This window comes from Mycobacterium sp. Dal123C01, assembly GCF_052566995.1.
Window position 1 is genome coordinate 4,115,422 of sequence record NZ_CP199580.1, and the last position, 14,238, is coordinate 4,129,659.

Here is a 14,238-nt window from a genome sequence, read left to right on the forward strand (position 1 = left end):
CTCGGGTACCTTCGCGGGGAAGCATTCGCCAAGAGGCTCCTCAAGATGCCTCGATAGCAAGGAGACGTCGACTTTGGGTCCCACGCTATTCAAGCCATCCATCGACTGGTCCTCGGCACTTGTGGACTCCTTGCAATGGGTCGCCATTGCCTGGGCGGTAGGCGCGGTATGTCTCATCGTCGTGCTGGCCGTATTTAGGTATTTCACGCCCTGGGGCCGGCAGTTCTGGCGGATCACCCGCGGCTACTTTGTCGGCCCGGACAGGGTCAAGGTATGGCTGATGCTTGGTGTGCTGTTGCTGTCGGTGCTCCTTGCGGTGCGGCTCACCGTGCTGCTCAGCTACCAGGGCAACGACTTGTACACGGCGGTGCAGAAGGCAGTCCAGGGCATGGCCGCGGGCGACGAGGCTGTCAGACAGTCTGGTATCCATGGCTTTTGGATGTCCCTCGCGATTTTCAGCGTGCTGGCCACCCTCTACGTCATCCGATTCATGCTCGACATTTATCTGACCCAGCGCTTCATCATCGCCTGGCGCATCTGGCTGACCGCCCACCTCACCGATGACTGGCTGGACGGCAAGGCCTATTACCGGGATCTGTTCATCGACAACACCATTGACAACCCCGACCAGCGTATCCAGCAGGACGTCGACATCTTCACCGCCAATGCCGGCGGGACCCCGAACAGCCCGTCCAACGGCACGGGAAGCACGTTGTTGTTCGGGGCCGTCAACGCGGTCGCCTCGGTGATCTCCTTCGCGGCGATCCTGTGGAATCTGTCCGGGGACCTGACCCTCTTCGGCGTTACGTTGCCGCGGGCCATGTTCTGGACCGTTCTGGTGTATGTGGTTATCGCGACGGCGGTCGCGATATGGCTGGGACGTCCGCTGATCTGGCTGAGCTTCAACAACGAGAAGCTCAACGCCGCGTTTCGTTATGGCTTGGTCCGGCTGCGCGACGCCGCGGAAGCCGTCGGTTTCTATCGCGGTGAGCGCGTGGAGCGGGCGCAACTCTGGCGTCGTTTCACCCCGATCATCGACAACTACCGCAAGTTCGTCCGCCGGAGCATCATCTTCAACGGCTGGAACTGGTCGGTGTCGCAGGCGATTGTCCCCTTGCCGTGGATTATCCAGGCTCCGCGGCTATTCGCCGGCAAGATCGACTTCGGTGACGTGGGCCAGACCGCAACGGCATTCGGCAATATCAGCGACTCGCTGTCGTTCTTCCGGAACAACTACGACGCGTTCGCCTCGTTCCGGGCGGCGATCATCCGGTTGCACGGGCTGGTGGACGCCAACGCCCAGGGCCGCGCGCTGCCGGCAGTGCTGGTCAAACCGAGCCAAGAGTCGGTGGTCGAGCTGGCCGGTATCGAGGTCCGCACGCCGGCCGGAGATCCGCTGATCGACGCGCTCGACGTGGAGCTCCACAGCGGCGACTCGCTGGTGATCACCGGGCGTTCCGGCGTCGGCAAGACAACACTGCTGCGCAGTCTGGCCGAATTGTGGCCCTACGCGTCAGGGACGTTGTGTCGTCCGGAGGGTGACAACGCGACGATGTTCTTGTCGCAGTTGCCGTATGTGCCGCTGGGCAACCTGCGTGGCGTGGTGTGCTACCCGAATTCGCCGGACGGCGTCGCCGACGAGGAGCTGCACGACGTGCTGAACAAGGTCGCACTGGCCCCGCTGATCGAACGACTCGACGAAGAACAGGATTGGGCCAAGGTGCTCTCTCCGGGTGAGCAGCAGCGCGTCGCCTTCGCCCGCATTCTGCTGACCAAGCCCCGGGCCGTCTTCCTCGACGAGTCCACCTCCGCGCTCGACGAGGGCCTGGAATTCGCGCTCTACCAGTTGCTGCGTTCCGAACTGCCGGAGTGCGTCGTGGTCAGTGTCAGCCATCGCCAGACCGTCGAACAGCACCACGAACAACAGCTGCAGCTGCTCGGCGGCGGTCAATGGCAGCTCGGGCCGGTCGGCCCGGAACCCGCGAAGGTTTAGCCGAGCTGGGCCGCGTGCGTTCCGGTGCTGTGTCTTAACGCGCCTACGCGCCCCCGGCCCCTTGGGCCGCGTGCGTTCCGGTGCGGCGGCCGAAGAACGAGCCCTCACCCAGCTGGGTGCCGCTGGCATAGCCCTTGCCGTCCTGGGCGATGTTGGACGCGCAAGCGCCGACTGCGTAGAGGCCGGGTATGACGGTGCTGTCTTCGCGCAGCACCTGACCGTCCAGGGAGGTGGCCAGCCCGCCGACGGTGAAGCCGGCATACATCGCCTTGCCCAGTGACATGTCGAACGCGCCCCACGGGCCTTTGTCTTGCGCCGCAAGGAATTCCGGCTGCTTGTGAAAGTCGGGATCCTCGCCGCGGGCGGCGTAGGTGTTGTAGCGGTCCAGCGTCGCGACCAGGTTGCCCTGCGGGATGCCAAGTGCGGCTTCCATTTCGGCGACGGTTTCCCAGCCGTCGATGAGCGGCACCAACGGCATCGTCGGGTGCTCCAAATGTGCCTCGTCGACGATCAAGAACGCCGCGCTGTCCGGCTGATCCATGATGAACCCGGACGTCCGGGAGTGGTAGCAGTCCTCGGTGACGAACCGCTGCCCGAGCTTGTTCACGATGATCCCGGTCAGCAGGATCGACGGCGGGTACGGCGGAGCGGTGATGAAGATCTGGTCCATGTGCTGGGTCGCGCCGCCGGCCGATACGCCCATCCGGATGCCGAGGCCGTCGTCGTAGGTATTGCCGAGCACGAACGGCTTCTCGGCCAGTTTCGGTGTGTACTTGGCTACCATCTCCGGGTTCATCACGAATCCCCCGGCGGCAATGATGACCGACTTTGCTTTGATCGCCCCGGATTCGGAGAACTGCTTCCACCTCACACCGGTCACCGCGCCCGAATCATCCACAATCAGCTCGGTGGCGCCCGTCTCGTAACGGATTTGCACGCCCAGGCTTGCCGCCCGCTTGAGCAGCAGGTCGATCACCATGCTGGCACCGCCGGTGTCGCCGGGCACCGGCACCTTGTGGCCGCGCGGTGCAGGCACGGCCTTCTCCAGGAACGGCCACACCTTCTCGTTGCCGGTGAACATCAATCCCTCGGTGTTGGGCTGAATCACCGCTTTGCCCGGGAAGTAGCTGCGCTCGAACTGGAAACCCAGATCCTCGAGCCAATTGAAATGCTCGACGCTGCCCTCGCAGTACGCGCGAATCTTGGTGGGGTCGGGCTCCCGAGATACCGCGACCAGGTACTTGTACATCTCCTCGGCAGAGTCGTCATGACCGGTGGCCTGCTGGACCGCGGTCCCACCACCCAGGTAGAAGTGGCCGCCGGCCAGCGAGGTTGTTCCGCCTGCCACTGCGGCGCGTTCCAGGACCAGCACCCGCGCGCCGGCGGCAGCCGCACTCACCGCCGCGCATCCACCGCCGATCCCGAAACCGATCACGAGCACGTCGACGTCGTCCGACCACGACGTCACCGTGTCTGCGTTGACCGTTGCTGGTATCTCGGTGCTCACCGCTGCTCCTGTTTGATGTAGTCGTAAAACGCCTGCATCTCCGGCGAGACGTAAGCGATCTCCACAAACGGCACGCCCGCCTGTGGTGCTGACACGTAAGCGAATTGGATTCCGCCGGGCATTACACCCTGCTGCACCACCGGGGCGCCGTGGTTAGCGGCGTCGGCCAGCGCCGCATCGAATTGTTCGGGGCTGTCGGCCTCCATGCAGATGTGGTGCAAACCCGGCCCAGAGTCACGCAAAAATTCACTATAGATGTTCTCCCCGCTGACCGGTTCGATGAGCTCCAGCTGCATGTCGCCGAGATAGCTCAGTGAGATGCTGGCGACGAAATCGGCCGGCTTGCCACGGTAGCTGCAGCTGTCCGGAGCAAAGTGCACCTCGGGTATTCGGACCCACTTCCGGGCGCCTAACAGGCCGGTGAGAGCCGTTTCGGTGGCGGGCAGATCCTGGGTAACCCATGCGATCTGTGTCGGTGATTGAACAGTAAGCGTCATCGTCTGGCAGGATAGCCCAGTCTGCTGGCCCCCAGAAAGGCCCAAAAAGTCTTTGCCGTAATCCGGTGCTTGGCGCCGGGAATCATTGGGTGAACACGTTCTAGTTCGGCCTCCTCGGCCCGCGCCGCCGACCGGGGTCAATGTTGGGTCAGCATGTCCACCAGCAGCCGAAGCTGGGTGTCGAAGACCGCCTCCGGATCCGTCAGCGTGTCGGCACCGTACTGTCCGAACACCTCGAGGCTGATCGCGCCCAGCACCCCTGCCCAGAACAAAAAGCACTTGGCGATGACGGAATCGTCGCCGGGAAAGCCGAATTCTTGCCGAATCCGGTCAAAGTCTGACGACATCGGTTGCGGGACAACAGTATTGGTTAGCCTGATATCGCCGGTCGTAATCCCCGCCGCGATGGCGTCGAAAATGGCCCCCACCACACGGGTGCCGACTCCGACGGTGCGCTCCGGAGGTGCGTGATATCCCGGGACTGGGCTGCCGTACAGCAGGGCCCACTGCGCGGGACGTTCTACGGCCCACCTCCGCACTGCCCGCGCGATCGCGACGACGTCGTCACTCCAGTACTCGCCGACGGTGTCGCGGGCCCGGTCCACCGTCTCGGCCAGGTCGGAGTAGGCGTCGATAAGCAGCAAGGTCAGCAATTCGTCGCGGCTGGACACGTACCGGTACACCGCCGAGGAGACCATGCCCAGGTCGCGCGCGATCGCGCGTAGCGACAGCCCGGCTGCGCCGCGATCGACTAGCTGGCTGCGCCCCAGCTCGACGATGCGTGTCGCGATCTGCTCCCGTGACTCCTGGCGTTTGCCCACGTCGCCAGTTTGACACAACCGAGATCACCGCTCTTGCATTTCGGTGAGTGTTGTGGCAACGTCATCCGCCTAGAGAGCACTGCTCTCAGTAGTTCTTAGAGGCCGGCCGAGAGGATCCACGATGTCCACCCGCTACGAAGAACCCAACCGGGCCGCGCGAGCCGGCAACGCCGTCATCCGGTGGCTCGCCGAGCTGGGGGTCAGCATCGCCGGTACCCGGGCGCTGCGCGTCCGCGGGCGCAAGACGGGAAAGCTGCGCGCGGTGGTGATCAACCTGCTGACCATTGACGGCGTGGACTACCTGGTCTCGCCGCGAGGGAACACCCAGTGGGCGCGCAATGTCAGGGCAGCCGGCGTCGTCGACATGGGGCCGCGCTGGCGGCGGCGCAGCGTCCAGGCCACCGAGGTCGAGGATGCGGCCAAACCCGAATTGCTGAAGCGCTACCTGGACCGGTGGTACTGGCAGGTCAAGGGCTACGTCGCCGGGCTGACGCCGGAATCCAGTGCTGATCAGTTCCGTACTGCCGCCCCATCGATACCGGTGTTCGCGCTCCGCGCGGGCGGTTCGGACTGAGTCGCCCTAGTCGGGGTTGACCTGCCCTGCCATGTCCTGGTGGACCTGCTCGGAGGTGGTCCGCCACGACACCGCGGCGGGAAAGTCGCCCCACATGCTGTTGAAGATCCCGACGAGCTGTCCGGGACCCCCAGGGGGCGCCAGGTACACCGGTCCACCCGAGTCACCCGGATGGCTCTGGACGCCGTGGGACATCGTGAACCAGCCATTGTTCACGCTTTCGACGGTCCCGCAGGTCTCACCGGTGGCCACACCGAAGTGACACACCGCCTGCCCGGGCGTCAGCGCTACGTTCGGGCTCGATACCAGCTGACGTCCCCCCGGCAAAATATTGTTCAACGAAATATTGCCGTCCAGCGCGATGACCTCGTAGTCGCTGATCGCCTGGTCAACGGCCACCGTCGAGCCGCTGGGCGTGTCGTCCCGGAAGGTCGCGAGATGGCCGATGACGTTGCGGTTCTGGTCGGTGACGATATTCCCGGTACTGCGGCAGTGCCCCGCGGTGTAGGCGACTCGCTGGGCCGCATCGACGTAGCCCAGCGTGCACATCCGGTTGTCCTGCAGGATTTCCATGCCAGGGAACACCGCTACCGGGTCTGCATGGGCCGTGGCAGCGGGCAAGCCGGGGCCAAACGCCAGGGCAGCAACCACTGCGGCCACTACCCGAAGTGCCATGCGATACACCATGGACGGACTCCGTTCCGTCAAGGCCGGAGCGTGCACCGACCACAAGTTGAGATTACGTCGTTACTGTTTCGACATCGAGCTATTCGCGCTAGCAGGTGCCAGCGTTACATCGACGTCGCCATCCGAACGGAGTCGTCGGTCTGGCCCGCCGGGCGCGGAGTCCAGCCCGGGGGTCCGAATACATAGCGCAACCGGTCACGAAGCCGGCTCGCCGACCGCCAGTCGCGGGCGATCGCGACGTATTCGCGGGTCTGCAGGTTCCAGATGTTGAAGGTGTCCACTTGCTTGGTGAGGCCGTAATTCGGACGGAACAGCTCGGCCTGGAAACTGCGGAACAGGCGGTCCCAGATGATGAAGATGCCGCCGTAGTTCTTGTCGAGGTACACCTTGTCCATGCCGTGATGCACTCGGTGGTGCGACGGGGTGTTGAAGATGAATTCGATCGGTCGCGGGAGCTTGTCGATACGCTCGGTGTGCACCCAGAACTGGTAGATCAAGTTCAGCGAAAAGGCGAAGAACACCATCCAGGGTGGAATCCCTAACAGCGGCAACGGAATCCACATCAAGATCTCACCGCTGTTGTTCCACTTCTGGCGCAGCGCGGTCGCAAAGTTGAAATATTGGCTGGAGTGGTGGGCCTGGTGCGTGGCCCAGATCAGCCGCACCCGGTGCGCGATGCGGTGGTAGGCGTAATAGAGCAGATCGACGCCGACGATCGCGATGACCCACGTGTACCACTGGTCCACCCGCAGGTGCCACGGCGCCAGGTAGGCGTAAATCGCGGCATACCCCAGCAGTGCGAGGGTCTTCCAGCCGGCGGTGGTGGCAACCGAAACCAGGCCCATCGAGATGCTTGCCACGGAATCGCGGGTCAGGTAGGCGCCCGACGCGGGTCGGGAATTCTCGGCAGCGGCCGCCTCGAGGCGTTCCAGCTTGCGCGCCGCGGTCCACTCGAGAATCAGCAGCAGCACGAAAAAGGGAATGGCAAACAGCACCGGATCCCGCATTGGCGGAGGTAGTACGGCTAAGAACCCAGTGACGGCACCCACACAGATAGGTTAAGGCCTGCGGCGCGACGTTCGTCAGGCCGATCTGTTCCTCGGGCCGCTGGACGGTCCAGACTGATGGCTGATGACAGCGATGAATCGCACGACGGGCGACCACGGTCGATCGGCTGTGCTGCTGGTCGGCTCCGGCTTCGCGGGGTTATGGGCGGCGCTGGGAGCCGCCCGCCGACTCGACGAGCTCGCGGTGCCGGCGGGAACGGTCGATATCACCGTGCTGAGCGCCACGCCATTCCACGACATCCGGGTCCGCAACTACGAAGCCGATTTGAGTGCCTGCCGCATCCCGTTGGCCGACCTGCTCGACCCCGTCGGCGTGGCGCACATCGCCGCCGAGGTGACCGCCATCGACGCCGACGCCGGCACCGCCGCCACCGCGGACGGTGTGACCTATGGCTACGACCGACTGGTGCTGGCGTCCGGCAGCCGGGTGCTCAGACCCGACCTCCCGGGGCTGCGCGAGTTCGGTTATGACGTTGACACCTACGACGGTGCCATCGCGCTAGAGCGGCATCTGCAAGGGCTCGCCGACGATATCCCGACCGCCGCGGCCGCGACGGTCGTCGTGGTCGGTGCCGGGCTGACCGGCATCGAGACGGCCTGCGAGCTGCCGAACCGGTTGCGCGCGTTGTTCTCTCGAAGCAGCTTCACTCCCCGGGTGGTCTTGGTCGACCACAATCCGGTGGTCGGCTCCGATATGGGCCCCTGGGCGCGACCGGTGATCGAACAGGCGTTGTCGGACAACGGGATTCAGACCAGGACGGGAGTAAGTGTGGTCGCGGTCAGCCAAAGCGCGGTGTCGCTGTCCTCGGGCGAGGAGCTGGAGACGGCCACGGTGGTGTGGTGTGCCGGCATGCGGGCGAGCCCGCTCACCGAGCAGCTGCCGGTGGCCCGCGACCGGCTGGGTCGGGTACCCGTCGATGATTACCTTCGGGTGATCGGAGTCGAGTCGATATTCGCCGCGGGCGACGTGGCTGCTGCCCGCATGGATGACGAGCATCTGTCGGTGATGTCATGTCAGCATGGGCGGCCGATGGGTCGTTATGCCGGCTACAACGTGATCAGTGACCTGCTCAACGAGCCGATGCTGGGCCTTCGAATCCCTTGGTATGTAACAGTTCTCGATCTTGGTCCGACCGGCGCCGTCTATACCGAAGGGTGGGATCGCGTGGTGGTCTCAACGGGTGAGCAAGCCAAGATCACCAAACAGACCATCAATTCCCGGCGGATCTATCCCCCACTGACCCGGGTCCGGACCGATCTACTGGCCGCGGCCGCGCCCGAGCTACAGGCCCGCCCGTAGCCGGGCCGCGGTCAGTCTGACGGCGCTTCGTCGGCGGCGTACCACTGCACCGCGCGAACCCCGGGTTGCAGGGACAGCTCGGCCACCAACCGCTCCAGCTTGGGCGGTGTGTGGCCGTCCACGAGCACATGTGCGGTCAAGGTGATCTCGTCGTCGCCGGACTGGTGCCCGGTGTGGATGCCGCGCAGCGTGATGTCGTTGCTGCTGGCGTGCTGGACCAGCTGGGCGCGGGCGTACTTCTCGGATTTCGGGCGACAGACCGCCTGCACCAGGAACGGTTGTCTGCCTTCGTCTTCCTCGGAGTCGTTGTCGTGGTCGATCACCCGCCCCAGTGGGCGTCCCACTACATGGATGGCGATGACGCTGACGGTGGCGATCAAGGTAAACACCAGGTGCCCGGAGGCGGCCAGAACACCAATCGCCGCGGAGCACCACAGCGTGGCCGCAGTATTGAGGCCCCGGACGTTCACGCCCTCGCGCAGGATCACCCCACCGCCGAGGAACCCGATGCCGGACACCACATAGGACGCGACTCTGGTGGGGCTGCTGTCCTCGGTGGCAGCCGCGTACAGCACGAACAACGTCGCGCCCGCGGCGACCAGCGCGTTCGTGCGTAGACCGGCCCGGCGCGCTCGCCATTGCCGCTCGATGCCGACCAGGGCGCCGCAGCCCACCCCGACGCCCAGCCGGAGCGCGAAATCGGCGACGCTGAGTGTCTGCGTCACAACCCGCTCCTTCCCCCGACGGCCTGGCCAGCCAACCAGGTCTACATGAACGGCAGATGGATGCCAGCCAGACCGGTTGCAGGGTGGCCACTCCCGCGAAACCTCTGCGTAGCCGGATGGTTGACCGCGGCTACTGCGCTGAGGCTGGATTCTTGCCCAGTAGTTGCGGGCAGTAGTACTTCGCCGAAATCCCCACGAACAGGGTTGCGTGATCCGTAGTCAATCCGGGGTTGTTCCGCTGCAGGTCGTGGAGGAGCGCCGGGCCGGATTTGCCTGCCTCGATCAACCCGCAGACCGATTTGCCGAAGGCGATTGCCTGGCCCGAGTCGGTGTAGGTGATACCCGCGTCGCGCACGGTCGCGAGGAAGCCCACGTCGTCGGGACCCACATCGGGATCGCCATAGGCGGGCGCGGCCAGGGCGATCATTATGGAGACGCCGAGCGGCGCCAGCAACGGTCGCATTGGAGCAGCCGACTCGATCAGGCCTTGGAGAGTTGATGCGGGCAGTAGAACTTCGCTGAGATCGCGGCGAAGTCCGATGCCATCTCCATGCTCATTCCGGGGTTGTGGTTTTTCACGTCGTGGACTAGCTCCAGGCCGGACTCGCCGTTGTTCAACAACGAGCACACCGCCCTGCCGGCCGCGACCGCCGATCCTTCGCTGGCAAAGCTGAACCCGGCTTGGTGCAGCGCGGCGACGAAGCCGGCATCGTCACCGTCCGGTTCCGGAATGGGATCGGCATACGCCGGCGCGGCGAGGCCGATCGTGGCGGCCATGCCGAGCAACGCCAGTAGCCGTTTCATAACCCATCACTCTCCCGTCGCGAGACCATTTTCAGTTCGTCGGATAGCCAAATATGCTGGGCGCCAATATCTTTAGAGTCATCACAAGCCCAGTTGCGCTTCCTCGGACGGGATGACCTTTGACTTAGCCTTTTTCAGGTGCACCGCGTGGATACCGGGCTTCTTGGCGAGCTGCTCGAGCAGCGTATCGAGACCTTCTTGATCGACGTTGTGGTGCTGCACGGTTTCGGGCTTCTCCGATATCTGTGCGACCAGACGCTTCAGGTGCTCCGGTGAGTTCTTGTCCTTGAGGTCTTTGATCGGGGTCATGCGGTTGCGGATGCCGGCCCGCACCACGGTGGGACCTCCGGCGCCGAGGGCGCTTCCCAGCATCCCCGCCATCCCCATCGAACTGAACAGGCTTCCCTCGACGAGCGCTGCCGCGGGAATGGCCTCGGGCCCGGCGGCAGTCAAGGCGGCGGCGACCGTCCGGATCGCCGGGGTGGCCGAGGCCCAACTCGGCGGGACGGTCAACGATCCGACCAGGGTGCCGCGCGCGAAACCGGCCGTCGGGCTGATCGCGTCGAACAGGGTGCCCCGGGTGAAGCCCAACGCACCAAGGCCGGCCCCCAGCGCGTCTTTCGGTATCGCACCGTAGGCCAGCGGTGGGGCGAACTTGAGCCATTGGGACACCGGGAAGTTGATCAGCAGCCCGATGTCGTTGAACTGCGTGGTCAGGCCAATGGGAACCTTGAGCGCGTTGTAAAAGGCCGTGTAGAAGTTCGCCCCGCCGGGAACGGTGTTCAGCAGGTTGGTCCAGAAGTTCTGGTAGTCCGTGGCGAGCTGTGCGAGCCACCCCAGCGCCCCGGGGGGCGTGGTGGCGGCAGCCGCCGCTGTGGTGGCAGCGTTGCCGGCCGCGGTGCTGGTGGACCCGCTGACCGCGGCCGCCTGCATCTGCGGGGCCGCGTCGTTGGTGGTCTTCGGCGCCGGGCTGAACTCCGTCAAGTTGTTGGAGGTCGTCGCCGAGGACGCGAAATAGCTGTCCATCGCCTCGGCGTCTTGGGCCCACATTTCGCTGTATTGGGTCTCGGTCGTCGCGATGGCCGCGGTGTTCTGCCCGAGGAGATTGGTCGCCATCAGCTGCGCCAGCAAGGCGCGGTTGGCGGCGATCACCGGCGGCGGCACGTGCGCGGCAAATGCCGTTTCGTACGCGCCGGCCGCCTGAGTTGCTTGGGCAGCGGTTTGCGCGGCCTGTGCGGCGGTTTGCTGCATCCAGGCCACATAGGGTGCGGCTGCCGCTGCCATCGCAAGCGACGACGGGCCCGCCCAGGGCCCCGTGGTCAGATTCGAGAGCACCGACGAATAGGAGGTCGCGATGGACTGCAATTCGGTGGCCAGGTTCTCCCAGGCTGTTGCCGCGGTGACCAGCGACTCCGCTCCGGGACCGGTGTACATCCGGGCCGAATTGAACTCTGGCGGAAAGGCTCCGTAAAACATCTGTAACCCCCTACCTCGCGCCGAGCGCTTGGATGGACAGTGCCGGGTTGCTGTGCGTCGTGTTCATTGCGGTCAGTCCTCCAGAGCCGGGATCACGATGATGGTGGCGGCGGCGGGGTCGGCCTCCGCGACGATGCCGCCCAATGTGGCCGCCGTCGCGGCACTGCCGCTCACCGTGTGGGTACTGGTAGCGGCGACGGCGCGGCCGGCCAGACTGGACAGGCCCATCTGGCTGAACATGCCTTCCTCGCCGATCAATGAGGCAGCCGGGGCGGCCGCGAAGTTGGTCGGCAGCACCTGGGCGACCGTTCTGATCGCCGGGGCGGCGTCGGTCCATCCCTGTGGCACCGACATGCTTCCAACCAGGGCCGCCCTCCCCATGGACCCGGTGGCCGGCCCGCCACTGACCGCGGAGCTCAGCATGGGATGGACCGCGCTTGGGACTCTGGTCAGCGGCTCCAACGCCCCCTTGATGAATTTCGGCCCGGCCAAATAAGCCTGGGCGCTCTGCCCGTTCTGGCCCCAGGCGTACGCCTGCCCAAAGGACAGGAACGGACCGCCGGGGATGGTGGCCCAGGACTGGGGGGAGAACACCCCGGTGATGGCCGACCAAATGGTGTTCCAGTTGGTCACGACGGGCGGCACCGTCAATCCCGCCGACGGGTCAGCCGCCGCTGCCGCGGTCGTTACCAGGGGTTGGATCGCATTCGAAGAAAGCTGTGCGGCGGTTTTGGTGCCCGACGTGGTGCTCGACTGAGCCACCGCGGCCGCTTGCGTCTGCGAGTTTGAGTCGTTGGTGGTCTGTGGCGGTTCCGTGAACGGCGAGAGCTGCGACGCGGTCAACGACGAACCGGCATAGGCATACATTGCGGCGGCATCTTGGGCCCACATCTCCATGTAGTGAGCCTCGGTGGCCGCGATTGCCGGGGTGTTTTGGCCCAGGAGGTTGGTGGCGACCAATGTCGCGAGCTGGGAGCGATTGGCGGCGATGATCGGCGGTGGCACCGTGGCCGCAAAGGCCGCCTCATAGGCGCCGGCGGCGAGCTTGGCCTGGGTGGCAGCCAGCTCGGCCTGAACGCCCGTTGCACTCATCCACTGCACATAGGGCGCAGCCGCGGCGGCCATCGCGATCGAGGACGGACCGGTCCACGGCCCAACGGCCAGGCTTTCTATCGTCGAGCCATACGACGCCGCCGCGGAGTGCAGCTCGGCAGCTAATTCGTCCCAGGCTGTCGCGGCGGCAAGTATCGGCCCTGCTCCCGCACCGACATACATTCGACCGGAGTTGATCTCCGGTGTTAACGCCCCGAAGTCCAACATTTCTTACCTCCGCTCCCTCATTTGGCCGCCATGGTAGGCGCGGTTTCGCATCCCTCGCCGCAAACGCGCCGCAGCTCTAATGGAATCCATTGAATCCTCAGATTCGGCACGTGTTGAACACAACAGCCTTACACTCTCCCCATCTAAGATTCTCAGGATCTGCTTCCGTTCCTGATTCACAATCCCGGCCTCAATATAGCGATCATTGTGAGCGAAAATTAGTCATGACACGTTCCCGCCGGGTAATCGGAGTGTAAAAAAGAAATGTCATTGCGTTGCCTGCTTGTGTGAGGGCGGTTGGCGTTCAACAGCTAACGCAGTACTCAGCAAACTACCAGTATAGCGCCCAATTGTGCAGCAACAGCTACGGATCGCACGGCAACCCCTGCTTGCTGAAATGCGCTGAATACAGCGGACAAGCGACGTCATCCGCGAACTTATTAACCGCTATTGGAAGCTATTGTTTCCTGCCCTGATCGCGAACCCTCCGGCCTCCTGTCTCTCTGACACCGAATCATGTGATTCTGGGAATGCTGAATTACCAAAATGGCGCACTTTCGCATTGAATTTGTGCGTGCTCTCACGCGTGTCCTGGCTTTAGGACCAGCGAGAACTGACGGCGCTATCACCTTTTGCCATGTTGCTGTCGGCCGTTTGAATCTTTTGGAGGTGGGGGCATTGCGTTTGTTCATATGTCGCCCCGAAATTCCGACCGGGCTGGGCGATGAACTCCTTCCACGCCGTTGACCCGGCACCGCCCCAGAAGTCCGCTGCGGCAAGCACATCGCCGACGCTGGACTGGCGCTCAACGTCGAGCGAGGCGGCCCGCGCGCGGATCAGCGCGCCATGGGCGTCGACATCGCCGAATTGACAGTCAATGGTCATACCGGGCTCCCCTAAATTTCACTCAACGTAAACATGCATAGCTGCCACGTGGCTTATTGACTTCTGGGGGTTCGCTGTGAGGCGAGAGGACCCAAGGTAAGTGCCGTCGTCTTTATGGAAGGTGCTGCCCAGCGGGCCGCATTGCCACGGTTGGCGACAGCATGGCTGGGCGGGCGGCCTGACCATCGCGGCGTCGTCGCACCTACAGGTGGTCAGCGACGCGGCACTCGTGGTTAGTTACCCGCCCCCGGGGGGCGGGGCGGTGCCGCCGCTGTCGACTGAGAGTCGTTCGGGGCAGTACACGGTGGCGGCGGCGTTGGCGAATTTGGCGGCGCTGGTCATCGTGAATGAGGGGTTGAGATCGCGGATGTCTCGGACGATGTCGAGCTGTGAGGTCCCCGAATTGGCCAAGTCGCACACCTTTTGGCCCGCTTTGATGGCTTTGTCCGGATTCTGATAGCTGATGCCGGCCTTGGTGAGCGCGGACAGAAAGGCGTCGTCATCGGGGTCGGCGTGAGCCGGTGCGGCCAGGCCGATCAAGGCGATGACGCTGGCCAGCAACGGTAAGACTTTCATCTGTGG

15 protein-coding genes are annotated in these 14,238 nt (G+C 64.4%); 3 read left to right on the top strand and 12 right to left on the bottom strand.

All coding sequences use genetic code 11. The annotated features are described in order from the left end of the window. The first annotated feature begins 73 nt into the window (after window positions 1-73). Window positions 74-1,993 (top strand): ABC transporter ATP-binding protein/permease, encoded by a 1,920-nt coding sequence (locus tag ACTXG5_RS19425; protein ID WP_445160341.1) that lies wholly within the window; start codon window positions 74-76, stop codon window positions 1,991-1,993. Window positions 1,994-2,036: 43 nt separating this feature from the next. Here the strand turns inward: ACTXG5_RS19425 and ACTXG5_RS19430 are convergent, their stop codons facing one another. From ACTXG5_RS19430 to ACTXG5_RS19440, 3 genes are all read right to left on the bottom strand, one after another. Then, the gene (locus ACTXG5_RS19430; RefSeq protein ID WP_445160342.1) at window positions 2,037-3,500 is read right to left on the bottom strand and encodes an FAD-binding protein; all 1,464 of its coding nucleotides are present in this window, start codon (window positions 3,498-3,500) and stop codon (window positions 2,037-2,039) included. Next, window positions 3,497-3,997: a VOC family protein gene (locus ACTXG5_RS19435; RefSeq protein WP_445160343.1), complete on the bottom strand. Its 501-nt coding sequence runs from the start codon at window positions 3,995-3,997 to the stop codon at window positions 3,497-3,499. Before ACTXG5_RS19435 ends, ACTXG5_RS19430 begins: the two co-directional genes overlap by 4 nt. 137 nt (window positions 3,998-4,134) lie before the next feature. Beyond that, window positions 4,135-4,818: a TetR/AcrR family transcriptional regulator gene (locus ACTXG5_RS19440; RefSeq protein WP_445160344.1), complete on the bottom strand. Its 684-nt coding sequence runs from the start codon at window positions 4,816-4,818 to the stop codon at window positions 4,135-4,137. A 121-nt stretch (window positions 4,819-4,939) separates the two neighbouring features. Between ACTXG5_RS19440 and ACTXG5_RS19445 the strand changes: the two genes are divergently transcribed. Continuing rightward, window positions 4,940-5,392, top strand: coding sequence for a nitroreductase/quinone reductase family protein (locus ACTXG5_RS19445; protein ID WP_445160345.1), 453 nt, complete (start codon window positions 4,940-4,942; stop codon window positions 5,390-5,392). Between the two features lie 6 nt (window positions 5,393-5,398). Here the strand turns inward: ACTXG5_RS19445 and ACTXG5_RS19450 are convergent, their stop codons facing one another. Both ACTXG5_RS19450 and ACTXG5_RS19455 read right to left on the bottom strand, forming a co-directional pair. Then, window positions 5,399-6,079: an Rv1815 family serine proteinase gene (locus ACTXG5_RS19450; RefSeq protein WP_445160346.1), complete on the bottom strand. Its 681-nt coding sequence runs from the start codon at window positions 6,077-6,079 to the stop codon at window positions 5,399-5,401. Window positions 6,080-6,183: 104 nt separating this feature from the next. Next, window positions 6,184-7,128, bottom strand: a complete 945-nt coding sequence (locus ACTXG5_RS19455) for a sterol desaturase family protein (protein ID WP_445160347.1) — start codon at window positions 7,126-7,128, stop codon at window positions 6,184-6,186. A 91-nt stretch (window positions 7,129-7,219) separates the two neighbouring features. Here ACTXG5_RS19455 and ACTXG5_RS19460 point away from each other — a divergent pair, with 91 nt between their 5' ends. Further along, window positions 7,220-8,446 (top strand): NAD(P)/FAD-dependent oxidoreductase, encoded by a 1,227-nt coding sequence (locus ACTXG5_RS19460; protein WP_445164500.1) that lies wholly within the window; start codon window positions 7,220-7,222, stop codon window positions 8,444-8,446. A gap of 11 nt (window positions 8,447-8,457) precedes the next feature. Here the strand turns inward: ACTXG5_RS19460 and ACTXG5_RS19465 are convergent, their stop codons facing one another. From ACTXG5_RS19465 to ACTXG5_RS19495, 7 genes are all read right to left on the bottom strand, one after another. Beyond that, window positions 8,458-9,171, bottom strand: coding sequence for an MgtC/SapB family protein (locus ACTXG5_RS19465; protein WP_445160348.1), 714 nt, complete (start codon window positions 9,169-9,171; stop codon window positions 8,458-8,460). Between the two features lie 130 nt (window positions 9,172-9,301). After that, on the bottom strand, window positions 9,302-9,634 hold the full coding sequence (locus ACTXG5_RS19470; RefSeq protein WP_445160349.1) for a DUF732 domain-containing protein: 333 nt from the start codon (window positions 9,632-9,634) through the stop codon (window positions 9,302-9,304). A 17-nt stretch (window positions 9,635-9,651) separates the two neighbouring features. After that, complete coding sequence (locus ACTXG5_RS19475; RefSeq protein ID WP_445160350.1) at window positions 9,652-9,975, bottom strand: DUF732 domain-containing protein; 324 nt, start codon at window positions 9,973-9,975, stop codon at window positions 9,652-9,654. An 81-nt stretch (window positions 9,976-10,056) separates the two neighbouring features. Beyond that, complete coding sequence (locus ACTXG5_RS19480) at window positions 10,057-11,451, bottom strand: PPE family protein (RefSeq protein ID WP_445160351.1); 1,395 nt, start codon at window positions 11,449-11,451, stop codon at window positions 10,057-10,059. Window positions 11,452-11,523: 72 nt separating this feature from the next. Next, window positions 11,524-12,771 carry a PPE family protein gene (locus ACTXG5_RS19485; protein ID WP_445160352.1) on the bottom strand — a complete coding sequence of 416 codons (1,248 nt, stop codon included), beginning with the start codon at window positions 12,769-12,771 and terminating at the stop codon, window positions 11,524-11,526. 597 nt (window positions 12,772-13,368) lie between these two features. Continuing rightward, window positions 13,369-13,656 (bottom strand): type VII secretion protein EsxI, encoded by a 288-nt coding sequence (locus ACTXG5_RS19490; RefSeq protein ID WP_445160353.1) that lies wholly within the window; start codon window positions 13,654-13,656, stop codon window positions 13,369-13,371. A gap of 237 nt (window positions 13,657-13,893) precedes the next feature. Then, the gene (locus ACTXG5_RS19495; RefSeq protein WP_445160354.1) at window positions 13,894-14,232 is read right to left on the bottom strand and encodes a DUF732 domain-containing protein; all 339 of its coding nucleotides are present in this window, start codon (window positions 14,230-14,232) and stop codon (window positions 13,894-13,896) included. Between the last annotated feature and the right edge of the window lie 6 nt (window positions 14,233-14,238).

Excerpts from the sequence above, each read along its gene's own strand:
- ACTXG5_RS19435 (WP_445160343.1), bottom strand. The coding sequence starts at position 3,997 with ATGACGCTTACTGTTCAATCACCGACACAGATCGCATGGGTTACCCAG.
- ACTXG5_RS19445 (WP_445160345.1), top strand. The coding sequence starts at position 4,940 with ATGTCCACCCGCTACGAAGAACCCAACCGGGCCGCGCGAGCCGGCAAC.
- ACTXG5_RS19450 (WP_445160346.1), bottom strand. The coding sequence starts at position 6,079 with ATGGTGTATCGCATGGCACTTCGGGTAGTGGCCGCAGTGGTTGCTGCC.
- ACTXG5_RS19460 (WP_445164500.1), top strand. The coding sequence starts at position 7,220 with ATGAATCGCACGACGGGCGACCACGGTCGATCGGCTGTGCTGCTGGTC.
- ACTXG5_RS19470 (WP_445160349.1), bottom strand. The coding sequence starts at position 9,634 with ATGCGACCGTTGCTGGCGCCGCTCGGCGTCTCCATAATGATCGCCCTG.
- ACTXG5_RS19475 (WP_445160350.1), bottom strand. The coding sequence starts at position 9,975 with ATGAAACGGCTACTGGCGTTGCTCGGCATGGCCGCCACGATCGGCCTC.
- ACTXG5_RS19480 (WP_445160351.1), bottom strand. The coding sequence starts at position 11,451 with ATGTTTTACGGAGCCTTTCCGCCAGAGTTCAATTCGGCCCGGATGTAC.
- ACTXG5_RS19485 (WP_445160352.1), bottom strand. The coding sequence starts at position 12,771 with ATGTTGGACTTCGGGGCGTTAACACCGGAGATCAACTCCGGTCGAATG.
- ACTXG5_RS19490 (WP_445160353.1), bottom strand. The coding sequence starts at position 13,656 with ATGACCATTGACTGTCAATTCGGCGATGTCGACGCCCATGGCGCGCTG.
- ACTXG5_RS19495 (WP_445160354.1), bottom strand. The coding sequence starts at position 14,232 with ATGAAAGTCTTACCGTTGCTGGCCAGCGTCATCGCCTTGATCGGCCTG.